Origin of the sequence: Rathayibacter sp. Leaf248 (assembly GCF_920939495.1) — a bacterium.
Taxonomy (GTDB): Bacteria; Actinomycetota; Actinomycetes; order Actinomycetales; family Microbacteriaceae; genus Rathayibacter; species Rathayibacter caricis.
The window spans coordinates 817,378-838,990 of the sequence record NZ_CAKLAV010000001.1 but is presented as its reverse complement, the minus strand read 5'-3'; the positions used below and the strand labels follow the sequence as shown (position 1 = coordinate 838,990).

Genomic DNA, 21,613 nt, shown 5'->3' with positions numbered 1-21,613 from the left:
CTCTGAGCTCAGCCCAGCGCCGCGGTGAACTCCTCGAGGGCGTCGTCCGAGAAGAGCACGAAGCGCACCTCCTCGATCGGGTCGTCGTCGGCGGTCGCTCCTCGGACGGCCGTCGCGGCGACCCGGGCGGCGTCGTCCATCGGCCAGCCGTAGACGCCGGCCGAGATCGCGGGGAACGCGACGGTCCGCGCGCCGAGCCCGCGGGCGACGGCGATCGACTCGGTGTACGCGGAGGAGAGGATCGCGGTGCGGTCCTCGCTGCGGGAGTGCACCGGCCCGACGGTGTGCACGACCCAGCGGGCGGGCAGCCGCCCCGCCGTCGTGGCCACCGCCGACCCCGCGGGGAGCCCGTCGCGGAGTGATCCCGCGCGCAGGCGACGGCACTCCTCGAGGATCTCGGGACCGCCCGCACGGTGGATCGCTCCGTCGACGCCGCCTCCGCCCAGGAGGGAGGAGTTCGCGGCGTTCACCACGACGTCGACCCGTTCGCGGGTGATGTCCCCGCGGAGCGCGACGAGCCGGGTCACGAGCGGTTGTTCGAGAGCTCGAAGATCTTCACGAGCTCGGCTATCGCCGCCTCACGCGCCTCGCCGCCCTCGTCGAACATCGTCGTCACGTGGGTGCGCAAGTGGTTCTCGACGATCAGCTTGTTCAGCGAGCCGAGCGACTTCTGGATCGCGAGGGACTGCGTGACGATGTCGACGCAGTAGTCCTCGTTCTCGATCATCTTCGCGAGTCCGCGCATCTGCCCCTCGAGGATGCGCGCGCGGTGGAGGGACCTCTTCTTCAGATCGTCGATCACTCCGCCAGCCTACGCCGACTCGGCGGATACCCGCCGGGGGTATCCCACCCGCCGCCCCGTACGATCGAGGAGTGAACGCTGCTCCGTCCTCCCGCGGCCCCGCCGGCCGGTACCCATCCCGCGCCACGTCGAAGATGGCGCTGGCTCCCGGTGTGCTCGCGGCGATCGTCCTCCTCGCCGGACTCGCCCTCGTCGGCGGCGACGCGTACGACTTCGTGCGGTACCCGGTCGCGATCCTCGCCGCCGTGATCGGCTGGTTCGCGATCCAGGCGCGGGCGCTGCTCTGGTTGATCGGGCTCGTGCCGATCCTCGTGCTCTGGAACCCCGTGCTGCCGTTCGCGTTCCCGGACGCGGTCTGGTCCTCCCTCCACCTGGCGGCCGTCGGCGTCGTCGTCGCAGCCGGGCTGATCATCAAGGTGCCCGTCGCGGAGTGATCCGCCGCGCCTCCTCGGGGCGGGCCGCACCGGGTCGGGGTGTGCCGCACCTCCTCGGGGTATGATGAGGGTGCACCCGCGCGCCGGGGATGCTGCGACCGGGTCTCAGATCCGTTGCTCGGAGCTCCCGACGGCCACCGGGTGCACCGACGCACGACCGCCTCCACGGAGGCGACACAGCGGCGGCAATGCCGACGGTAGAGCCCGGGAACCCCTCCTGCGCCCCCGTCGAACGTCGAGGAGGAGCATGGCTCGCAGCGGCCAGCGTCAGTCCGGTGGTCAGACGCGTCGTACGAACGCGGCCGGGAGCAGGCCGCGCTCGCGGCCCCGCGGAGGCGACAACGCCGGGATCATCCCGATCCTCGCGCGACGCGTCCGCGAGGTGGAGGCGAAGGCGCAGAGCGGCAAGGTCGGCCCGACCAACCGCACGAAGTTCCTCGTCATCGCCCTGCTCATGCGCGAGGAGCGCAAGCGGGTCAAGGTCGACACCGAGCTCAGCGACGCTCAGCGCGCCGAGGAGATGAAGCGCCTGGACGGCATCGCGACGATCCTCGCGAAGACCGCGGCGCGCGACACGAGCCTGATCAGCCTCCTCGAATCGGAGGCGGGATACACGGCCGCCGCGCAGAAGCTGCGCCGCGACTGGCTGCTCGAGGCCGGCGCCGAGCTCACTCCCGACGAGCTGCTCATCGTGACCGAGCCGGAGCCCAAGCCGGAAGCGCCCGTCAACCAGGTCGTTCCGCCGTCGGTCCGCGCGCGTCAGCTCGCCAACCCGTTCCTCCCGCCGGACTTCTCGATCGCCGCCGCTCCGGCGCCGACCCGCCGTCGACTCGACGACTGGGAGCTGCTCGGACCGCTCTTCAAGGCGTTCGAGTACGGCGCCGGCGGACGCGCCGCGAGCATGGAGCTGCCCGAGCCGCCTACCCTCGACCGGGTCTCCCCGCGCGGCCGGGAGCTGATGGAGCACCAGGCGCGCTTCATCGAGAGCGCTCGGGAGGGGCACCGCAGCTTCCTCCTCGCCGACGAGCCGGGCCTCGGCAAGACCGCGCAGAGCCTGCTCGCCGCCTCCGTCACCGGGTCGTACCCGCTGCTCGCCGTGGTGCCGAACGTCGTCAAGATGAACTGGGCGCGCGAGGTCGAGCACTGGACGCCGCAGCGCCGCGCGACCGTGATCCACGGCGACGGGACGACCCTCGACGCGTTCGCCGACGTGGTCATCGTGAACTACGACATCCTCGACCGCCACCTGGGCTGGCTCGGGAGCATGGGCTTCCGCGGCATGGTCGTCGACGAGGCGCACTTCATCAAGAACCTGCGGTCGCAGCGGTCGCAGAGCGTGCTCGCGCTCGCCTCGAAGATCCGCGAGACCACTCCGGGTCACGATCCGCTGATGATCGCCCTGACGGGCACGCCGCTGATCAACGACGTCGACGACTTCCGCGCCATCTGGCGCTTCCTCGGCTGGATCGACGAGACGAAGCCCGGCACCGAGCTGATGAGCCGCCTCGAGGACACGGGCCTCACTCCGGCCGACACGGCCTTCTACCCGGAGGCGCGCGAGGCGGTCATCGACCTCGGCATCGTCCGGCGCAAGAAGATCGACGTCGCCGCCGACCTGCCGTCGAAGCGGATCGTCGACCTGCCCGTCGAGCTCGACGACGACCTCGGCCGCTCCATCCAGAAGGCCGAGCGCGAACTGGGTGCCCGGATGCTGCAGCGGTACAAGGCCGTCACGGCCTCGATCACGCACGAGCTCGACACCGACGAGAGCGAGCGGTTCATCCGCATCGTCGCGCAGAGCGAGCTCGAGGAGTCGAAGTCGGCGAAGACCGGCGAGAACGTGTTCACGATGGTGCGGCGCATCGGCCAGGCGAAGGCCGCGCTCGCCGCGGACTACGCCTCGCAGCTCGCGCGCTCCGTCGGCAAGGTCGTCTTCTTCGCCAAGCACGTCGACGTGATGGACCAGGCCGAGGACACCTTCGAGAAGCGCGAGCTCGCCTCCGTCTCGATCCGCGGCGACCAGACGGCGACCTTCCGCCAGTCGCAGATCGACGCGTTCAACACCGACCCCGACGTCTCGGTCGCGGTCTGCTCGCTGACGGCGGCCGGAGTGGGCGTGAACCTGCAGGCCTCCTCGAACGTGGTCCTCGCGGAGCTGTCCTGGACGTCCGCGGAGCAGACGCAGGCCATCGACCGCGTGCACCGCATCGGTCAGGAGGAGCCGGTCACGGCGTGGCGCATCATCGCCGCGCACACGATCGACGCCAAGATCGCCGAGCTGATCGACGCCAAGGCTGGTCTCGCCGCCCGCGCCCTCGACGGGGCGGACGCCGAGACCGCCTCGGCGGACACCGTTCAGCTGGACGCGCTCATGCACGTCCTCCGCGAGGCGATCGGCTGAGCGGAGCCGCGAAGAAGTCGCGCTCGAACAGGCTGGAGCGCAGGAACGCGTCGCGCATCGCGGCGCGTTCCGCGTGTCCGGCCCGGGCGGACGCCGCCTCGGTGATCGCGATCGCCCGCTCGGTCGCCGCTGCGAATCCGGGGTCGGCGTAGGTCGAGAGCCAGTCCTCGTAGGGATGGCCCGGCCGGTTCGCGGCCCCCAGTCGCTCGCCGATGTCGGCGTAGAGCCAGAAGCACGGGAGCAGCGCCGCGACGACCTCGCCGTAACCGCCCCTGGCCCCCACGGCTGTCAGGTGGTCGACGTAGCCGCGGGTGGTGTCGGACGGGCTCTCGGAGCGTCCGCCGAGGCGGTCGCGGTGCAGCTGAGCCTCCGTCGCGATCGCCTGCGCGGAGCTCTCGGCCCAGAAGACCTGCTCCTGGGCGGTGGGAGCCTTCTGCGCCGCGACGGCGAGCACGCGCGCGTACTCCGAGAGGTACAGCGCATCCTGGGCGAGGTACCACTCGAAGTCGTCGCGCTCCAGGGTGCCGTCGCCCAGCGCGGTCACGAAGGGCAGCGCGTCGATCGCGCGGCGCAGCGGCTCCGTCTCCTCCCAGACGGCGCTGCAGAACGGCGGGGTCCTGTGCCGGTGGAAGTGGTCGATCGGGCCGTTGCCGCTGCCGACCTCGAGGGCGTCGGCCGCGCGCAGGGCGCCGGTCAGCCACTCCTTCGCCTGCGTCAGCGCCTCGGCGAGATCGTCGGCCGAGGTGGAGCGTCCGGCGAGGAGCACGGCCAGGGCGGAGGAGAGCGAGCAGCCCGTGCCGTGCGTGTTCGCAGTGGCGACGCGCTCACCCGGGACCTCGCGCACCTCGCCCTCGGGCGTGACCACGGCGTCCGGAGTCGAGGGGCCGTCGAGGTGGCCGCCCTTCACGAGCACGGCGGTGCCGAGGCTGCGGGCGAGCTGCGCGCCCTGCTGCAGCGCCTCGTGCCAGTCCTCTGCGGGCGCTGTCCCCGCGAGCACCGCGAGCTCGGGGAGATTCGGAGTGACGAGGTGTGCCCGACGGACGAGCCCGCGGACGCACTCCTCGGCCTCGGGGTCGAGCAGGCGGTGGCCGCTGGTCGCGATCATGACCGGATCGACGACGATCAGCGGCGGCTGCACCGTCTCGAGCCAGTCGAGGATCTCGGCGCCGATCGCGGCGGTCGCGATCATCCCGATCTTCACCGCGTCGATCTCGACGTCGTCGCTGACGGCGTCGAGCTGCTCGCGGAGGAAGGAGGTCGGGGGCAGATGGACGGAGCGCACACCGTGCGTGTTCTGCGCGACCAGCGCGGTGACGACCGCCATCCCGTAGCCGCCGAGCGCCCCGATCGACTTGAGGTCGGCCTGGATGCCCGCGCCGCCGGTCGGGTCGGTGCCCGCGATGCTGAGCACGCGGGGGATCCGCGCGGTCATCGGTCCCACTCCGAGCGCAGGCTCCGAGCGGCGTCGGCGGGGTCGGCCGCCGTGCAGATCGCGGAGACGACGGCGAGCCCCGCCGCGCCCGCCGCCCGCAGGGGAGCTGCGTCGCGGGCGTCCACGCCGCCGATGGCGACGCAGGGGAGCGCAGTCGCGGCGGCGAGAACGGCGAAGCCGTCGATCCCGAGCGGCGCCGGGTGGTCCGGCTTCGTCGTGGTCGGGCGGATCACTCCGACTCCGAGGTAGTCGACGGTGCCGGCGGGCAGGGCGTGGACGGCGTCGAGGTGGGCGGTCGTGTTCGCCGTCAGCCCGACGACCGCGTCAGGTCCCAGCAGCGCGCGCGCTGCGGCGACGGGCAGATCGGACTGCCCGATGTGCACGCCGTGCACCCGGGCGCCGGCGAGCCGGGCGGCGAGGGCGACGTCGACGCGGTCGTCGACCAGGAGGGTCGTGCTGTCGTCGAGCACCTCGGCGACGGCCAGGACGAGAGCGAGCAGCTCGGCGGCGGAGGCCTCGTGGTCGCGGATCTGCACCGTGCGGACACCGCCGACGACGGCTGCAGCGACCACCGCGGGCACCCCGCGCACCCCGCACTGCCGGGTGTCGGTGACCAGGTAGACGGAGAGGTCGAGGGGCCTCATGCGATCCTCGCCTCCTCCGCGACGACCGTCGCGTCGAGGGCCGAGACCGCGTCGAGCAGCGCCACGGCGAAAGATCCGGGGACGGCCGACACGGAGGCCGCGTGCTCGGCCGCGAGGCCCCACACGACCGATCCCGCGACGGCGGCGCGCAGCGCTGCTGCGGGAGTATCGTCCGACGCCCCGAGGAACGCGGCCATCACCGCGCCGAGAGCGCAGCCTCCGCCGGTCACCCGGGTGAGGAGGGGGTGCCCGCCCGTGACGCGCACGACCGTGACCCCGTCGGTCACGAGGTCCACCGGACCCGAGACGGCGACAGCGGCGCCGGTGCGCAGCGCGAGCTCCTTCGCGGCGTCGAGCGCGTCCTCGGCGCCGTGAACCGCGTCCACTCCGCGCCCGCCTGCTCCGAGTCCCGCCAGCGCGAGGATCTCGGAGGCGTTGCCGCGGATGATCGAGGGCCGCAGGGCGACGATCTCGGCGGCGAAGGCGGTGCGCACCGGCAGCGGGCCGACGGCGACCGGATCGAGCACCCACCGGCCGCCGGCGGCGATCGCCTCGCGGGCGCCGGCGCGCTGCTCGGCCCCGGGAGTGCCGAGGTTCACGAGCGTCGCGGAGGCGATCGCGGCGAAGACCCCAGCCTCTCCGGGCAGGTCCGCCATCGCCGGACTGGCGCCCAGCGCGAGGAGGCTGTTGGCCGTGAATCCGGTCACCACCGCGTTGGTGATGCACTGGACGAGCGGCGCCTTCCGGCGCAGCTCCTCGAGGTCGCGGCCGACGGCGGCCCCGTCGAGGTCGTGGAGGGTCGGGTGGGCAGGCGTGCGAATGCTCATTCGCGACATCCCTTCGCTAGTACGAACTAGATCAGGTTCAACGGGTCTTCTCTCAGCCCTGGCGGGCACCCCGTGTCACTGCGCACGACCCTAGCAGCGGCTCCGACCCTCCCTGGAGGCCACGAGCGCGGCGGGCGCGAGCGGGAGGAGCTCGATCTCCCGCGCCCCGCAGGGGCACTGCAGGTAGCTGAGGATCCCCTCGCTGGTCGGGTGGCGGGAGAGTCGTGTCCATCGGTGCTCGTGCATGCGCCGATCCTCACGTCATGCCTCGGTGACGTTCAACCATTACAATCGGCGGATGAGCTTCGACCACCGCCACCAGGTCGGCCCGCGACTCGCGGCCGCGCTCGTGAACGCGGCGCCCGACGACGCGATCGAGCCGCTGCTGCGCGAGCAGGGCGTCCGCGAACCGGCGCTCGCTCCCTCCGCGACGCTCGCGCTGCGGACCTGGGGGAGGCGGATGCGGGCGGTCTTCGCCGCGACCTCCGTCCAGGCCCGCTGCGACGAGGTGAACGCCCTGCTCGCCGAGGTCGCCGGGTCGCTGTTCGTCGCGACCCACGACGGCATGCCGCCGCACCTGCACCTCGTGCCGGACTGCAGCGACGTCGTCACCCGCGTCCGCTCGGTGACCGCGGGCGGCCTCGCGTTCTTCGTGTCCTCCTCCGCCGGGCTCCGGATGGGCGTCTGCGCGCGCGAGAGCTGCGACCGGGTCTTCGTCGACGAGTCCCGGGCCGGTCGGCAGCGCTACTGCTCCGCGCGCTGCGGGAACACGGACGCGGTCGCGCGGCACCGCCGATCGGCGCGGTAGCGCTCAGTCCGTGCGGAGCGTGCTGTCGCCGCGATCGCCGACCACGACACGGAGCCCGATCGGCAGCCGCTCGCGCATCGCGTCGACGTGGCTGATGAGTCCGATCGTGCGACCGCCGGACCGGAGCGCGTCGAGCGTGCCCAGCGCGGTCTCGAGGGTCTCGGCGTCGAGCGAGCCGAAGCCCTCGTCGATGAACATCGTCTCGAGCGTGATGCCGCCCGACTGCGCCGTGACGACGTCGGCGAGACCGAGGGCGAGGGCGAGCGACGCGAGGAACGTCTCGCCTCCCGAGAGCGAGGCGGGCTGGCGGCGCACGCCCGTGAACGCGTCGAGCACCTCGATCCCGAGGCCGGAGGAGGTGTTGCGGTAGGCGAGGGAGTCGTCGTGGAGCAGCGAGTAGCGGCCGCTGGTCATCGCGCCGAGGCGCAGGTTCGCCGCGCCCACGATCTCCTCGAGGCGGCCCGCGAGCGCGAAGGCCTCGAGATCCATGCGGCGGGTGTTCTGGCCCCGGCCGTCGATCGTCTCGGCGAGAGCACGCAGCTCCTCGTGCCGACGGAGCCGGCCCTCGAGCGAGCGCAGCCTGTTCTCGGCGAGGGCGGCCAGCTCGGCCAGTCGTGCGGCCCGGTGCTCGAGCACCGAGAGCCGCGAGCGCGCCTCGTCGCGGCGGGCGGAGGCGAGTCGGGCCGCTTCCTCGGCGCCGGCGAGGTCGACGGGGGTCGTGGGAAGCCCCTGCAGCTCGGGCTCCGCGAGCACCGCGTCGACGGCGGCCCTGCGCCGCTCGTGCTCGGCGACGACGGCCTCGGCTCGCGCGCGCTCGCCCGCGGTGAGCGCCGCCGCCTCGGCGGAGGCCGCGCTCGCGAAGCCGCGCTCGGCGAGCACCGACTCGAGGTGCTCCTGCGCCTCGTCGGCGGCACGGGTGCGCGCGACCAGGAGGTCCTCCGCCGCGACGAGGGCGTCGGCGACGCGGCGCCGCTCGGTCAGCTCGGCCACGCGGGCGGCGATGCTGTCGGCGCCGTCGCGCTGCGCCTCGACCCTCTCGAGGAGGGTCCGCAGCGCCTCGGCCGCGATCGTCGCCTCCCGGGTCAGGTGGTCGTCGTCGGTGCGGGCGCTCTCGCGGAGCGCGGTCAGCTCGTCGAGCCGGCGGCGCAGCGTGCCGCGCTCGCTCCGCAGGGCTTCGCAGCGCGACGCGGCGGCGCGGGCGGCGGCCAGCCGCTCGCGCCCCTCGATCAGCGCGAGGTCGAGAGACTCGGGGGTGTCCACTCCCGCCCGCTCCTCGAGCGCGGCGAGCGCGAGCGCCGCGGTGCTCTCGCGATCGCGGGCGCGGTCCATGGTTCGAGCGGCCGCGTCGACCGCCGCTCGGGCCCGGTCGAGGTCCTCTGTCGAGACCGGGGCGAGGTCGCCGTGCTCGGCCGGACGCGGGTGCTCGCGAGCACCGCAGACGGGGCAGGGCTCCCCGGGGATCAGGGCCGTGGCGAGCTCCCCGGCGAAGCCGGCGAACCGGCGGGAGATGAGGGCCGAGTGCTCGGCCGCGAGGTCGCCGTGCCGGCGTCCGGCCTCGGCGTAGGCCGAGCGGAGCGACGCGAGCGACGACGCGGCGGCCTCGCGCTCGGCGGCGGCCGCGATGCGTCGCTCCAGCGCGGCGAGCTCGTCGGTGCGGGAGGGGACGGTCGCCGCCTCGGGAGTGAGCGACTCCTCCTCGGCGGCGAGGGCGTCGAGCCGGACCGGCAGCTCCTTCAGCTCTCCCTCGAGCCGCTCGAGCGAGGCGAGAGCCTTCGCACGAGCGCGCTCGGCCCGCTCCACCGCCTTCTCGGCATCGGGGATACGGCGCTCCTCCGCGAGCGCGTCAGCCAGAGCCCCCAGCCGGCGCCCGAGAGCCTCCGACCGTTCGGCGGCCCGGGCTCGCTCGGCGGGCTCCGCGAGCACGGCGCCGAACAGCTCGGCCGCACCGTCCCTCTCGGCGGCCGCCCTCTCGGCCGCGGTCCGGGCGGACGCCGCGGACCGGAGCACCGGGAGCACACCGTCGGCCCGACGCGCGAGCTCGACGCGCTCGCGCTGGGCGACGACGACGGCCTCGGCGACCGCCAGCTCCTCGCTCTCGCGCAGGGCTCGGGAGCGGCGATCCTGGGCGCGACGGAGGAGCGACGCGGCGTCGAGGGCCGCCCGCGCCTCGACCTGCGCGTCGTCGGCCCGATCGACCTCCGACCGCGCCTCGAGGAGCGCCGGCTCGAGGGAGGCGACGAGGCCCGCGAACCACGCCGCATCGATCGCCTCGGCCTCCTCCGTTCCGCCCAGTCGGCGCGCCTCGTCGGCGAGGGCGGCGACGGCGGTTCGCTCCTCCTCCAGCGAGGCGGCGCTCTCCTGGCGCTGGTCGAGGAGGCGTCGGCGGAGCAGTTCGTAGCGCTCGGTCGCGAAGAGGGTGCGCAGCAGCTTCTGCCGGTCGTCGTTCTTCGCGAGCAGGAACTCGTGGAAGCGGTTCTGGGCCAGCAGGATCACCTGCAGGAACTGGTCCTTCGTCAGGCCGACGATGCGGCCGATCTCGACCCCCGTCTCCTTCGCGCTCGACGAGACGCCGCTCCAGGCGCCGCCGACGCATTCGAGCAGCGAGACCTTCGCCGCCTGCCTCGTCGTGCCGCCCCCGCGCTTGGCCGGGCGCTCGTACTCGGGGGAGCGGCGGATCCGGTAGAGCCGTCCGGCCGCCTCGAAGTCCAGCTCGGCGAAGGTCTCGTCCTCGGGGGCGCTGTGGTCGCTCCGGAGCCGCGCGGACGTTCCGTCGAAGCGGGGCACGGATCCGTAGAGCGCGAAGCTGATCGCATCGAGGATCGTCGACTTGCCCGCACCGGTCCGGCCGGCGATCAGGTAGATGCCGACGTTCTCGAGCCGGTCGAAGTCGATCTCCTGCGGGTCGCGGAACGGGCCGAGTCCGGCGAAGGCGAGACGCCGGATCCTCACCGCAGAGCCTCGGCGTCGACCGCGGCGAGAGCGTCGAGGACCGTCTCGCGCTCGGCGTCCGACGCACCCCGCCCCCGCACGTGAGCGAGGAAGTCGTCGACGATCTCGACGTCGCTGCGCCCGCGGATCCGCTCGGCGTACGCGGTCGGTTCGGCGGCCGGAGCACTCGGCGGCCGGTGCTCGAGCGTCACGCAGCCCGGGAAGCGCGACTGCAGCCGCGCCATCGCGTCCAGGGGCCGCACCTCGTCGGTCAGCACCGCCGAGACCCAGTCGAGCTCCTTCCCGGCGAGCGAGGGGTCGACCAGCAGCTCGTCGAGCCGCCCCTCGATCACGCTGAGGCGGCGGGGGACCGGCAGCGCGGACCAGCGCACCTCCTCGAGCCCCTCGGCACCGAGCTCGACGAGCCAGCCGCCGCGGAGCTTCGCGGCCTCGCCGAAGGAGTAGTGCAGGGGCGCCCCGGAGTAGCGGACGTTCGGCAGCAGCTCGGCCCGCCCGTGGATGTGGCCGAGCGCCGCGTAGTCGGCGTCGGCGAAGTGGTCGACCGAGACGTAGTCGATGCCTCCTGCGGTGATGTCGCGCTCGACGGTGCCCGCGGGCGCTCCGACCGCGAAGCAGTGCGAGAGGACGACCCAGCGGCGCCCGGCGGCCTCGGCGGAGGCGCGGATCCGGCGCATCGCGAACGCGAGCACGTCCTCGTGCCGGCGCAGCGCCTCCTCCGGGTGCCGATGACGGTAGAGGGCCGGCTCGAGGTAGGGGATGCCGTAGACGCCGACCTCGCCGTGCTCGTCGCCGAGGACGACCGGCTCGCCGTAGGCCTCGGGATCGGTGAGGACGTGCACGCCCGACGTGCGCAGGAGGCCCGCCTGGAAGCCGAGGCGCGCGGGAGAGTCGTGGTTGCCGCTGGTGAGGACGACCTCGGCGCCGGCGCCGCGGATCGCCTCGAGCACACGCGTCAGCAGGGCGTAGTGCTCGCCGGCCGGCACCGCGGAGTCGAAGACGTCGCCCGAGACGAGCACCACGTCGACGGCCTCCTCGCGCACGGTCGCCACGAGCGCGTCGAGCACCTGCGACAGCGCGGCGACCGTGGAGTGGCCGTGGAAGGTGCGGCCGATGTGCCAGTCGGAGGTGTGGAGCAGCTTCACCGACGTCGTCCCTCCTGGCGTGCGGGGTGGCCCCCTCTCGTCCCTCCAGGCTACTGACGGCCTCCGACACGGGCCGACCGCCGGGCCGCGGGCGGGGGCACCCGCTCGGACATCTCCTGTTCACCCCGGGGTGCACAATGGGTCCTCGGCGAAGGCGGAAGGAGTCGATCGTGAAGCTTCCCCGCGTCCCCTCCCTCGGACTCGGCTCGCGCACCCGCGCCGCCGCCGAGGACACCGCTCCGATCGAGCGGCTCCTCCCGCCGCCAGCGCCGTCCCGCACGAGCACGGTCGACAACGCGATCTACCAGGACGGCCGCCGGATCGTCTCGCCGAGCAGCATCCCGGAGGCGCTCGCCGCCCTGCAGAAGCTCCCCGACGCGATGGCGTGGATCGGCCTGTACCGTCCGACCCAGTCCGAGCTCGCGGCGCTCGAGGACGAGTTCTCGATGCACCCGCTCGCCATCGAGGACGCGATCAGCGCACACCAGCGGCCCAAGCTCGAGCGCTACGGCAGCGACATGTTCGTGGTGCTGCGCGCCGCGAGCTACGCCGACCAGCGCGAGGAGGTCGATTTCGGCGAGCTGCACCTGTTCGTCGGCCCGAACTTCGTCGTCACGGTCCGCCACTCCGAGAAGCCCGATCTCTCCCTGGTGCGGCGCCGGATGGAGGCCGATCCCGAGCTGCTGCGGAAGGGCCCCGTCGCGGTCCTCTACGCGATCCTGGACGCCGTCGTCGACCAGTACTCGCCGGTCGTCGCCGGGCTCGAGAACGACATCGACGAGATCGAGGCGCAGGTCTTCGAGGGCGACCCGGCGGTGTCCCGGCGCATCTACGAGCTGAGCCAGGAGGTCCTCGACTTCCAGCGCGCGACGCGTCCGCTGACCGGCATGCTCGGCCGCCTCGTCACCGACTTCGAGGTCTTCCGCGAGGACGTGGAGCTCCGGCGCTACCTCCGCGACGTCGCCGACCACGTCGCCGTCGTCGACGAGCGCGTCGAGGGCTTCCGGACGACCCTCCGCGAGATCCTCGCGGTGAACGCGACCCTCGTCGCGCAGCGGCAGAACGAGGACATGAAGCGCCTCGCCGAAGCCGGCAACCAGCAGAACGACGAGGTCAAGCGCATCTCGGCCTGGGCGGCGATCTTCTTCGCCCCGACCATGATCTCGAGCGTCTACGGCATGAACTTCGACGTCATGCCGGAGCTGCACGTGGCGTGGGGCTACCCGGCCGCGCTGGGACTGATGGTCGCCTCGAGCGTCGTGCTGCACCGGCTGTTCAAGCGCTGGGGCTGGCTCTAGCCGACTCCGGACCCTAGTCCTCGGTCCCGGGCTCCGCGATCTTCTCCCCGTCGGCCCCGGAGGCGTCGCCGTCGGTGTGCAGATCGGTGTCGCCCGGGATGCTGAAGTCGCTCAGCGGGTCGAGGGGCTCGTCGGCGGGCGTCCTGTCGGGGGTGCTGTCGTGGCTGCTCATACCTGAACCCTACGAGCGTCCGACGAGCCGCTGCACGGCCGTCACCGGGATCGACAGCCACTCGGGACGGTTGCGCGCCTCGTAGATGGCCTCGTAGACCGCCTTGTCCAGCTCGAACGCGTCGAGGACGGCGCGGTGGGCCTCGACGGCGTCGCCCGCGCGCTCGGAGTAGCCCTCGAGGAACGCGGCCCGGCTCGCCGCGGCCCACTCCGCGCGGCTCGAACCGGGCGAGGACTGCTCGTGCGCTCCGGCCGCGTAGTCGAAGGAACGCAGCATGCCGGCCACGTCGCGCAGGGCCACGTCGGGCATCCGGCGCTCGTTCATCGGCCGCAGCGGCTCGCCCTCGAAGTCGAGGAGCACCCAGCCGCGGTCCGGCACCAGCAGGACCTGACCCAGGTGGTAGTCGCCGTGGATGCGCTGCAGCAGCGGCCACGGAGCGCTCGCCGCGGCGCGGAACACGGCGTCGATCGCCTCGGAGTCCTCGGCGATCACCGGGACCTCGGACGAGGCGATGCGGAGGCGGCGGCGCATGGTCGCGACGATGCGCTCGACGACCTCGGGGGTCGCCTCCTCGGTCTCGAGCACGTCGGCGAGGGTCGCGTGCACCTCGGCGGTCGCGAGGCCCAGCGCCCGCGCGGGGCCGGTGAAGTCGGAGTCGGCGGCGACCGCCTCGAGGGCGACCCGCCACGCGTCCTGCACGCCGGGGAGGAACTCCTGCGCGAATGCCAGGTGCCCGAAGGCGCGGCCGGACGGCTCGCCCTCGTCGTCCCACTCGCCGGTGACGTTGCCGATCACCGGAGGCACGAGCGCGCTGCCGGCGGCGTTGAGCGCCGACTGCACGGTCACGTCGGGATTGTCGCCGTGGTGCAGGGCGCGGAAGACCTTCACGATCACCGGCGTCCCGATCGAGCCGTCCTCGGCCGTGGTCGACACGATGATCGAGGTGTTCGACTGCTCGCCGCTGAGGACCTTCGACGAGGCGAAGGCGCCGATCACGGCACCGGGCTGCCGGTGGCCCTCGGCCCGGGCACCGCCCTCGGCGCCGTCCGTGTCGGAGCGGCCGCCGTCGGCGATCATCGCCAGCAGCGCCCGCGCGAAGAACGGGTCGCGCGGTGCGTCGTAGACCCAGCGCTCGCCGTCGGAGTAGACCAGCGCGTCCTCGAGGCCGGCGACCGGAGCGGAGTGGACCGTCACCGGCACCTGGTAGAGCACGGGGCTCGTCCCGGCCGTGTCGATGAACAGATGGTCGACCACCTCACCGCCGTCGGGGCGCAGCGTCCACGCGCCGCGCACCTCGAGCTCGGGGCGCCGCCCCTTGCTCGCGTACCACCTCTGGTCCGCCACCCATGCGGCGATCCGGTCGATCGACAGGCCTGCGCTCATGCTCTTCCCCTTCGTCGGCACCCCGAACCCTACGCGTCGGGGACGACACCCGGCTGGGGCTTGCGGCAGGACGCTGCGGTCCGGAGCGGCGCACCGCCGATCGGGGTCGATTGCTCGCGTCGGCCCTCAGGACAGCCCGAGCACGTCGAGCGTCCACGCGTACTCGAACGCCACCTCGCGCCAGCGCTCGTAGCGCCCGCTCACGCCGCCGTGACCCGCCGTCATCTCGATCTTGAGCAGAGCGGGTGCACCGACCTCGCGCAGCCGCGCCACCCACTTCGCCGGTTCCACGTAGAGCACGCGCGTGTCGTTCAGGCTGGTCGTCGCGAGGATCCGCGGGTACCGCACTCCCTCCCGCACGTTCTCGTAGGGGGAGTAGGACTTCATGTAGGCGTAGACCTCGGCGTCGTTCAGCGGGTCGCCCCACTCGTCCCACTCGATGACCGTCAGCGGCAGCGACGGATCGAGGATCGACGTGAGCGCGTCGACGAAAGGGACCTGCGCGAGGACACCCGCGAAGAGCTCCGGGGCGAGGTTCGCGACCGCGCCGACCAGCAGACCGCCGGCCGAGCCGCCCTGGGCGACGAGCCGCTCCGGAGTCGTGAACCTGAAGTCGACCAGGTGACGAGCGGAGTCGACGAAGTCGGTGAAGGTGGCCTTCTTGGAGAGCGTCTTGCCGTTCTCGTACCAGGAGCGGCCCATCTCGCCGCCGCCGCGCACGTGCGCGATCGCGAAGACGACTCCGCGGTCGAGCAGCGAGAGCCGGGGGATCGAGAAGCCGGGGTCGATGCTCGCCTCGTAGGAGCCGTAGCCGTAGAGGATCAGCGGAGCAGGGGCCGCGTCGGGATCCGCGGCGTCGCGGCGCCAGACCAGCGAGAGCGGGATCCGCGTGCCGTCCTGGGCCGTCGCCCACTCCCGGCGCTGTACGTACTCCTCGGGGTCGTAGTCGCCGAGCACCGGCTGCTGCTTGAGCACGGTGCGTTCGCCCGTCGCGACGTCGAGAGAGAGCACCGTCGAGGGAGTGACGAACGAGGTGTAGGCGAGCCGGAGGGACGTCTGCGCCCACTCCGGGTTGCCGGCCAGCCCCGCATCGTAGAGCGGCTCGTCGAAGACGATCTCGTCCAGGGTCGCCGCAGCTCCGCCCTCGTGCAGGAGACCCAGCCGGGTCGCTCCCTCCGACCGGTACGAGACGACCACGTGGCCCGCGAAGGCGTCGACCCCCTCGATCCGGCGGCCGGGAAGGTGCGGGACGACGACACGGCGCTGCGCGGCACGCTCGGCGGCGTCGAGGGAGAGGTCCGCCGGCTCTTCGACGATCTCGAAGTCGAGCGCGTCGTCGTTGTGCACGATCAGGAGGCGGTCGCGCCCGTCGAGGACGGCGTGCTCGACCTCGTACTCCACTCCCTCGCGCCGCGGCCAGACGGAGCGGAACTCGCCGGTCGGGTCCTGGGCGTCGAGCAGGAGGCACTCGCTGGTGATCTTGCTGCCGATCTCGATCACGAGGAAGCGGCGGCTGCGGGTGAGGCCGACGCCGATCCAGTAGCGCTCGTCGGGCTCCGAGAAGACGACGGTGTCGGCGGAGGAGTCGGTGCCGACCTCGTGCCGCCAGACCGTGTCCGGTCGCCAGGACTCGTCGACGGTCGGGTAGAAGACGAACCGCGCGTCGGCGCCGAAGGTCGCTCCGCCGCCCGTGCCCTCGACGACGTCGGCGAGGTCCTCGCCGGTCGAGAGGTCGCGGATGCGGAGGGTGTAGCGCTCGTCTCCCTCGACGTCGGTGCCGAAGAGCAGGTAGCGGCCGTCGGCGCTGATGTCGAAGCTGCCGAGCGAGAAGAAGTCGTGCCCCTCCGCCTCGGCGTTGCCGTCGAGGACGACCTGCTCGCCCGGGAGCTCGCCTCCCTCGCCGAGGGACGGCGGGGTCCAGTCGTCCGGTCCGCTGATCGGCGCGCGGCAGTGCACGGCGTACTGGCGCCCCTCGAACGAGCGCGAGAAGTACCACCAGCCGCCCTCGCGCACGGGGACCGAGAGGTCGGTCTCCTTCGTCCGCGAGCGGATCTCGTCGAACAGGCGCTCGCGCAGCGGGGCCAGGGGCTCGAGCACGGCATCGGTGTAGGCGTTCTCGGCCTCGAGGTGCGCGAGGACCTCGGGGTCCTCCTTGCGCCGCAGCCACTCGTAGTGATCGAGGACCGTGTCGCCGTGATGACGGCGTTCCAGGGGGATGCGGCGGGCGACGGGCGGGACGGGCGCAGTCATCCCCTCAGCCTAGGCCGGAGCGGCTCCTCGGCGCCCCCGGGTGCGCGGCACCGCTGCGCCGTGCGCAGAATGGACCATGCCGAGCGCGAAGAAGACGAAGAAGCCCGCTCCGACCGCGCAGCGCGCCTCGCACACCCAGACGGAGGTCGAGCGCAAGTACGACGTCGGCGCCGACACCGCGCTGCCCGATCTCGTGGGTGCCGGGCCGGTGGCCGGGAGCGTGAGCGAGACCCCGGTCGCGCTCCGTGCCGAGTACTTCGACACGTCCGGTCGCGCCCTCTCCCGCGGCCGCATCACGCTGCGCCGACGCGCGGGCGGGGCGGACGAGGGCTGGCACGTGAAGCTCCCGGGATCGGCGGGGCGCACCGAGATCCACGCGCCGCTGACCGAGTCCAGCGCGGTACCCACGGTCATCCGCTCGGCTGTTCTCGGGCATGTGGGCCGCTCGCGGCTCGAGCCGCTCGCCCTCCTCGAGACCCGGCGCGGCATCACCCGCGTCCTCGACGCGTCGGGTCGTCAGCTCGCCGAGGTCGCCGACGACCTCGTGGTGGCCGTCGACGCCCGCACCGGAGTCGAGCGGCGGTGGCGCGAGTGGGAGGTCGAGCTCGTCGACGCGTCCGGCCAGGAGGGCGAGGCCGTCCTCGACGCGATCGAGGAGCGCCTGCTGGCGGGCGGTGCCCGGCCGGCCGAGAGCGCCTCCAAGCTCGCCCGCGCCACCGGGGGCCCGATCGACGACCGCCGACCCGCCCCTCGCGACGGGGGAGAGGCGGCGCTCGCCGCGATCGCCGCGCTCCTGCGCGAGCTGCGCGCGGTCGACCCCTTCGTCCGGCTCGAGGGCGAGAACGCCCTGCACCGGATGCGCACGCTCAGCCGGCGTCTGCGCAGCGTCCTCGCCGCCTCCCGCTCGGTGCTGGACCGCACCGCGACCGACCCGATCCGCGACGAGCTGCGCTGGCTCGGCTCGGTGCTCGGTGCGGCGCGGGACGAGGAGGTGCTCGGGGCGCGGCTCCGGACCGACCTCGACGCCGCGGCCGAGCAGCTCCCGGCGGCGGCGGTCGCGCCCGGCACGATCCTCGAGGAGGTCGAGCGGAGGCACGGCGTCGCGGTGCGCCGCGTCGCGCGGACCCTGCGCGGCGGTCGCTACCTCGACCTGCTGGCCTCGCTGGACGAGCTCCTGGGCGACCCCCCGCGGCTCCCGAAGGCCGCGTCGAGAACGAAGAAGCTCGTGAAGCGGTCGCTGAAGAAGGAGCTCTCGCGACTCGAGACGGCGAGGAGCGGACCCGACCGCCACGAGGTCCGAAAGGCGGCGAAGCGGCTGCGCTACGTCGTCGAGGCCTGGCGGTCCGTCGTCCCCTCGGCGGTCGGATCGACGATCCACCGCCTCGGCAGCGCGGCCGAGGACATCGCGGACTCTCTCGGAGAGCAGCGCGACGCCCTCGCGGCACGTCGTGCGCTGGGCGAGCACGCGGCCCGGGCGACCCGTCTCGGAGAGCCCGCCGCCGCCCTCGGCGTCGCCTTCGCCGAGGAGGGCCACCGTGCCCGCGATGCGGGACAGGCGGCGGAGGAGGCGTTCGCCCGATTCGACTCCCTGTCAAGGTGAACCGGCGGTAACGCGCAGGAAACGGGCGGCGGATAATGTGAATCATGCCTTCCGTCCGTGCTCTCCCGTCACCGCTCCTGCGTCCCCGCCATTTCGACCGCGACGACGTGGTCGTCCATGCCGGTCTGTTCTCGCTGGTGAACTCGAGTACGACGCCCAAGGCAGCGTGGACCGAGGATCTGATCGCGATCGGCGAGGTCCTCGACGAGGCCGAGTTCCCGTACCGCCTCATCCGCGGCACCGATGGATCGCCGTTCCTGGCCGTCGACCGCTCGCTCGGCACCGAGCTGGCCACTCTGCTCTCCCGTGCGTTCGCGACCGAGCCCTTCTACGTGAAGACCCTCGACAAGCGTGGCACCCCGCCGCACCTGGTCGCTGAGGGGATGATCGCGCCGTACCCGCGCGCCTACGTCTTCTCACTCTTCCGCCCTCGCGTCTCTTCGACCGGATCGCTCCGCTACGGCGCCCGCAGCGGCGTGCGCCTGGAGCTGTGGAAGGTGGGCGAGGAGGAGATCACCACTCCTGCCGAGAACGCCCTCATGCGGAGCAGCCTCCCCGTCGCCGAGGCGATCGACGCGCACGTCGAGGCCTACGGCCGCACCTGGCCGACCTTCGAGGGCATGTTCGAGCCGCTCGTCAGCGACATCCGCTTCGACGTCGACATCGTCTTCTCCTGGGTCGACGGCACCGATCTCGAGTTCCAGCGCGCCCGGGCGGCCCGCATGGCCAGCTACGTCGTGGGCGAGGGCGACGACGCTCCCGCGCGCTTCCGTCAGATCGACGAGCTCAAGTACGCCCTGCGCAGCGTCTACATGTACGCGCCGTGGATCCGGCACATCTACATCGTCACCGACTCGCCGCGCCCCCGCTGGCTCGACGAGCACCCCGACGTGACCCTCGTGCGCAGCGAGGACCACTTCCGCGACCTCTCGGTGCTGCCCACCCACAACTCGCACGCCGTCGAGAGCCAGCTCCACCGCATCCCGGGCCTCGCCGAGCACTTCCTCTACTCCAACGACGACATGTTCTTCGGGCGACCGGTCGATCCGTCGATCTTCTTCTCACCCGGAGGGATCACGAAGTTCATCGAGGCCACGACGCGCATCGGCATGGGCGATTCCAACTCCACGCGCAGCGGTTTCGAGAACGCCGCGCGCGTCAACCGCCGCCTCCTGCGCGAGCGCTTCGGAGCGATGACCACCCGTCACCTCGAGCACGCGGCGACTCCGCTGCGCAAGAGCGTCATGAGCGAGCTCGAGGCCGAGTTCGAGCCCGAGTTCACCGCGACCGCCGCGAGCCGCTTCCGCTCGGCGAGCGACGTGTCGGTGACCAACTCGCTGTACCACTACTACGCGCTGATGACCGGCCGAGCGGTCGTGCAGGAGAACGCGAAGGTCAAGTACGTCGACACCACGATGCACCAGGGCCTGAAGGACATGAAGAAGCTCCTGAAGAACCGGGCCGTCGACTTCTTCTGCCTGAACGACGGCAGCTTCCCCGAGATCTCGGCGGAGGCGCGCACGAAGGCCGTCATCGGGTTCCTCGAGGAGTACTACCCGATCGCCGCCCCGTGGGAGCGCGAGGACTGACCGTGCTCTGGACCGTCGGCGGCGCGGTCGTCGGACTGCTGCTCGGGATCGCGAGCTCGCTCGTGTTCCCGGGCATCGGAGTGTGGGCCGGCGTGGGTGTCGGCCTCGCGCTCGGCGCCGCGCTGGCCTTCGCCGGCCACCTGTTCGCGCGCGACCGGGAGCGGGGCCGCTCGGAGCGCTGAGGACTCGCTTCGCGTGTTCTCCTAGGGCTTCTCCCGGAGCCGGGCGACCGCCGCGCGAATGGTGTCGACCTCGCGGAATCCGGAGAGCCGGGTCGCCTCGGCGAGAGTGAACCTCTCCTCCGCCCTCAGATAGGCCAGTGCGAGGGTGGCCCGCCCCTACCTCACTACCGCTCGGGCGGTGCGACCGTGTGCGGGGAAGGCTGTGCGCGGGTGGCGGTCCGAGACGTGCAGCTCGGCAGCGGTCACCAGGCTGCGGCAGCCGGGTGGACGTCCGCGAGCACCTCGGCGACCGTTCTCCGTCGATCGGAACTGAGCTTCGTCTTCTCCTCGTCAGAACGCGGGCAGATCGACGTCACGCGCCGGTGCGTTCTGCCCTGCGAAGAACTGTTCTGGAGGCTCCGGCGGCTCCGGTGCGGTGGTGTGGTGTCGTCCGGTGGGGCTGGTCCACTCGAGGATCCCTCCCGGTCGATGGTGGACCTGCCAGGTGGTGGTGTGGCGGAGTCGGTGGTGGTGGCGGCAGAGGTGGGCGAGGTTGTCGGCGTCGGTGGGTCCGTCGTGCTGCCATTCGACCGTGTGGTCGACGTCGCTGTCGCGGGCGGACCGGGTGCAGCCGGGGAACCGGCAGGTGACGTCGCGGTGTGCGAGGGCCCGGCGCAGGTCGGCGGGGACGCGGTAGGTGGTGCGCCCGACGGAGAGGACGGCGCCGGTCTCCGGGTGGGTGAGGATGCGGGTGAACGAGGGCGCATCGGCGGTGAGGCGCCGTGCGGTGGCGGGGTCGATGGGGCCGTAGCCGTCGAGGACACCGGGTTCGTCGGAGCGTCCGAGGAGGGTCAGGACGGGAACGGTGACGGAGACCTGCGGTCGGATCCCGTGGGGCACCCTCGTCGTCGGTGGCGAGTCGTCGGAGCCCGGCGCGGTCTCGCCGTCGAGGAGGAGGGAGGCGGCGACGTCGGCGCGCAGCTGTCCGAGAGGCCGAACCTCCTCCGGAAGATCCTGCAGGCTGCGCGCGGCGTGGTCGATCCGGTCGAACGCTCCGTGTGCTTCGGAGGCGGGTAGGTGCAGATGGAGGGTGGCCATGCCGTCGAGGTCGCTGTCGAGCCAGACGCCGCGGCGGGCGGCGCACCGCGTGTGCCGGTCGGTGAGCGACTCCGGATGGAGACGCTCGCGCAGCGACCGCAGGCGCCGCCGGAGCTGGGGAGGGGTGCACTCGCGGGCGATGACCGCTGCGGAGTCGTCGAAGCGGCCGCGCACCTCCGCGGGGAGATCCAGTGCGGCCCGGATGATGACGCGGGCGTGCTCGGGCGCGATCGCGGCCTCCCGCAGAGCCGTGAGTGTGTCCGGCAGTTCGTTCACGAGCATCCGGCTCTCCTCCACGAGGACGCCCGCCAGGGACTCCGAGACCCGCATGCCTGTCGCGAGCTCGGCGACCAGTGCCCGCATCGCGGCTTCCTCGCGGTCGACGTGCGCCTGCACGCTCGGATCCACGAGCGCATCCGGGAGCGTCATCGCCGTGCGGCGGGCGAGCTCGATCAGCTCGGCCCGCTGCGCCTCGGCTCGCGAGCGGAACGCATCGACCGCGCACGCGGCTCCGACGGCGGCGACGAGGGCGTCGTCGAAGCACTCGCGCACGCTCGGACCACCGCCTGCCGGCCTTGCTTCGACATCCAGGAGAACCATACGAGGATGACACTAGGGACCAC

The 21,613-nt window shown here is 72.8% G+C and carries 18 protein-coding genes and 1 riboswitch; of the genes, 7 read left to right on the top strand and 11 right to left on the bottom strand.

The genetic code is table 11. The annotated features are described in order from the left end of the window. Positions 1 to 8 precede the first annotated feature (8 nt). On the bottom strand, positions 9 to 527 hold the full coding sequence (locus LRG51_RS04210; RefSeq protein WP_230671324.1) for an O-acetyl-ADP-ribose deacetylase: 519 nt from the start codon (positions 525 to 527) through the stop codon (positions 9 to 11). Then, positions 524 to 802 carry a metal-sensitive transcriptional regulator gene (locus LRG51_RS04205; protein WP_055794622.1) on the bottom strand — a complete coding sequence of 93 codons (279 nt, stop codon included), beginning with the start codon at positions 800 to 802 and terminating at the stop codon, positions 524 to 526. The genes LRG51_RS04210 and LRG51_RS04205 overlap by 4 nt, the downstream gene beginning before the upstream one ends. A 71-nt stretch (positions 803 to 873) precedes the next feature. Between LRG51_RS04205 and LRG51_RS04200 the strand changes: the two genes are divergently transcribed. Together LRG51_RS04200 and LRG51_RS04195 are read left to right on the top strand one after the other, a co-directional pair. Then, positions 874 to 1,236, top strand: a complete 363-nt coding sequence (locus tag LRG51_RS04200; RefSeq protein ID WP_157603243.1) for a DUF6804 family protein — start codon at positions 874 to 876, stop codon at positions 1,234 to 1,236. A 247-nt stretch (positions 1,237 to 1,483) separates the two neighbouring features. Beyond that, positions 1,484 to 3,637, top strand: a complete 2,154-nt coding sequence (locus LRG51_RS04195) for a DEAD/DEAH box helicase (RefSeq protein WP_055794618.1) — start codon at positions 1,484 to 1,486, stop codon at positions 3,635 to 3,637. Here LRG51_RS04195 and thiD read toward each other — a convergent pair. From thiD to thiM, 3 genes are all read right to left on the bottom strand, one after another. Next, positions 3,606 to 5,069 (bottom strand): bifunctional hydroxymethylpyrimidine kinase/phosphomethylpyrimidine kinase, encoded by a 1,464-nt coding sequence (gene thiD, locus LRG51_RS04190; protein WP_230671322.1) that lies wholly within the window; start codon positions 5,067 to 5,069, stop codon positions 3,606 to 3,608. The two genes, LRG51_RS04195 and thiD, sit on opposite strands and share 32 nt — an antisense overlap. After that, entirely contained in the window at positions 5,066 to 5,713 is a 648-nt protein-coding gene (gene thiE, locus LRG51_RS04185; protein WP_230671320.1) for a thiamine phosphate synthase, read from the bottom strand. Before thiE ends, thiD begins: the two co-directional genes overlap by 4 nt. Next, positions 5,710 to 6,540, bottom strand: a complete 831-nt coding sequence (thiM, locus tag LRG51_RS04180; RefSeq protein ID WP_230671318.1) for a hydroxyethylthiazole kinase — start codon at positions 6,538 to 6,540, stop codon at positions 5,710 to 5,712. Before thiM ends, thiE begins: the two co-directional genes overlap by 4 nt. Further along, a riboswitch (TPP riboswitch) is annotated at positions 6,532 to 6,623 on the bottom strand. It overlaps the preceding gene by 9 nt. Before the next feature lie 215 nt (positions 6,624 to 6,838). Here thiM and LRG51_RS04175 point away from each other — a divergent pair. Continuing rightward, entirely contained in the window at positions 6,839 to 7,348 is a 510-nt protein-coding gene (locus LRG51_RS04175; protein ID WP_230671316.1) for a CGNR zinc finger domain-containing protein, read from the top strand. 3 nt (positions 7,349 to 7,351) lie between these two features. On the opposite strand, the gene LRG51_RS04170 is transcribed toward LRG51_RS04175, so the two are convergent. Beyond that, complete coding sequence (locus LRG51_RS04170) at positions 7,352 to 10,297, bottom strand: AAA family ATPase (protein ID WP_230671314.1); 2,946 nt, start codon at positions 10,295 to 10,297, stop codon at positions 7,352 to 7,354. Beyond that, on the bottom strand, positions 10,294 to 11,439 hold the full coding sequence (locus LRG51_RS04165) for an exonuclease SbcCD subunit D (protein ID WP_230671312.1): 1,146 nt from the start codon (positions 11,437 to 11,439) through the stop codon (positions 10,294 to 10,296). The genes LRG51_RS04170 and LRG51_RS04165 overlap by 4 nt, the downstream gene beginning before the upstream one ends. A 170-nt stretch (positions 11,440 to 11,609) precedes the next feature. On the opposite strand from LRG51_RS04165, the gene LRG51_RS04160 reads away from it, so the two are divergent. Then, positions 11,610 to 12,737 (top strand): magnesium and cobalt transport protein CorA, encoded by a 1,128-nt coding sequence (locus LRG51_RS04160; protein WP_442965584.1) that lies wholly within the window; start codon positions 11,610 to 11,612, stop codon positions 12,735 to 12,737. Between the two features lie 13 nt (positions 12,738 to 12,750). On the opposite strand, the gene LRG51_RS04155 is transcribed toward LRG51_RS04160, so the two are convergent. The 3 genes from LRG51_RS04155 to LRG51_RS04145 all read right to left on the bottom strand — a co-directional run bounded on the left by LRG51_RS04155 (position 12,751) and on the right by LRG51_RS04145 (position 16,542). Beyond that, the gene (locus LRG51_RS04155) at positions 12,751 to 12,909 is read right to left on the bottom strand and encodes a hypothetical protein (protein WP_230671310.1); all 159 of its coding nucleotides are present in this window, start codon (positions 12,907 to 12,909) and stop codon (positions 12,751 to 12,753) included. Positions 12,910 to 12,918: 9 nt separating this feature from the next. Continuing rightward, on the bottom strand, positions 12,919 to 14,292 hold the full coding sequence (locus tag LRG51_RS04150; protein WP_230671308.1) for a maltokinase N-terminal cap-like domain-containing protein: 1,374 nt from the start codon (positions 14,290 to 14,292) through the stop codon (positions 12,919 to 12,921). A gap of 126 nt (positions 14,293 to 14,418) precedes the next feature. Then, positions 14,419 to 16,542, bottom strand: coding sequence for a S9 family peptidase (locus tag LRG51_RS04145; RefSeq protein ID WP_230671306.1), 2,124 nt, complete (start codon positions 16,540 to 16,542; stop codon positions 14,419 to 14,421). A gap of 76 nt (positions 16,543 to 16,618) precedes the next feature. On the opposite strand from LRG51_RS04145, the gene LRG51_RS04140 reads away from it, so the two are divergent. From LRG51_RS04140 to LRG51_RS04130, 3 genes are read left to right on the top strand one after another with little or no spacing between them, the layout of a single operon-like run. Continuing rightward, a complete protein-coding gene (locus LRG51_RS04140) occupies positions 16,619 to 18,142 on the top strand; it encodes a CYTH and CHAD domain-containing protein (protein WP_230671305.1) in 1,524 nt (507 codons plus the stop codon). Positions 18,143 to 18,186: 44 nt separating this feature from the next. Then, positions 18,187 to 19,731 carry a stealth family protein gene (locus LRG51_RS04135; protein WP_056866879.1) on the top strand — a complete coding sequence of 515 codons (1,545 nt, stop codon included), beginning with the start codon at positions 18,187 to 18,189 and terminating at the stop codon, positions 19,729 to 19,731. 2 nt (positions 19,732 to 19,733) lie between these two features. Then, positions 19,734 to 19,913, top strand: a complete 180-nt coding sequence (locus LRG51_RS04130) for a hypothetical protein (RefSeq protein ID WP_230671303.1) — start codon at positions 19,734 to 19,736, stop codon at positions 19,911 to 19,913. Positions 19,914 to 20,243: 330 nt separating this feature from the next. Here LRG51_RS04130 and LRG51_RS04125 read toward each other — a convergent pair whose 3' ends face one another. Next, a complete protein-coding gene (locus tag LRG51_RS04125; protein WP_230671301.1) occupies positions 20,244 to 21,590 on the bottom strand; it encodes an HNH endonuclease signature motif containing protein in 1,347 nt (448 codons plus the stop codon). Positions 21,591 to 21,613: the final 23 nt, after the last annotated feature.

Coding starts and splice junctions, on each gene's coding strand:
- LRG51_RS04195 (WP_055794618.1), top strand. CDS start 1,484: ATGGCTCGCAGCGGCCAGCGTCAGTCCGGTGGTCAGACGCGTCGTACG.
- thiD (WP_230671322.1), bottom strand. CDS start 5,069: ATGACCGCGCGGATCCCCCGCGTGCTCAGCATCGCGGGCACCGACCCG.
- thiE (WP_230671320.1), bottom strand. CDS start 5,713: ATGAGGCCCCTCGACCTCTCCGTCTACCTGGTCACCGACACCCGGCAG.
- thiM (WP_230671318.1), bottom strand. CDS start 6,540: ATGAGCATTCGCACGCCTGCCCACCCGACCCTCCACGACCTCGACGGG.
- LRG51_RS04175 (WP_230671316.1), top strand. CDS start 6,839: ATGAGCTTCGACCACCGCCACCAGGTCGGCCCGCGACTCGCGGCCGCG.
- LRG51_RS04155 (WP_230671310.1), bottom strand. CDS start 12,909: ATGAGCAGCCACGACAGCACCCCCGACAGGACGCCCGCCGACGAGCCC.
- LRG51_RS04150 (WP_230671308.1), bottom strand. CDS start 14,292: ATGAGCGCAGGCCTGTCGATCGACCGGATCGCCGCATGGGTGGCGGAC.
- LRG51_RS04145 (WP_230671306.1), bottom strand. CDS start 16,542: ATGACTGCGCCCGTCCCGCCCGTCGCCCGCCGCATCCCCCTGGAACGC.
- LRG51_RS04140 (WP_230671305.1), top strand. CDS start 16,619: ATGCCGAGCGCGAAGAAGACGAAGAAGCCCGCTCCGACCGCGCAGCGC.
- LRG51_RS04135 (WP_056866879.1), top strand. CDS start 18,187: ATGCCTTCCGTCCGTGCTCTCCCGTCACCGCTCCTGCGTCCCCGCCAT.
- LRG51_RS04125 (WP_230671301.1), bottom strand. CDS start 21,590: ATGGTTCTCCTGGATGTCGAAGCAAGGCCGGCAGGCGGTGGTCCGAGC.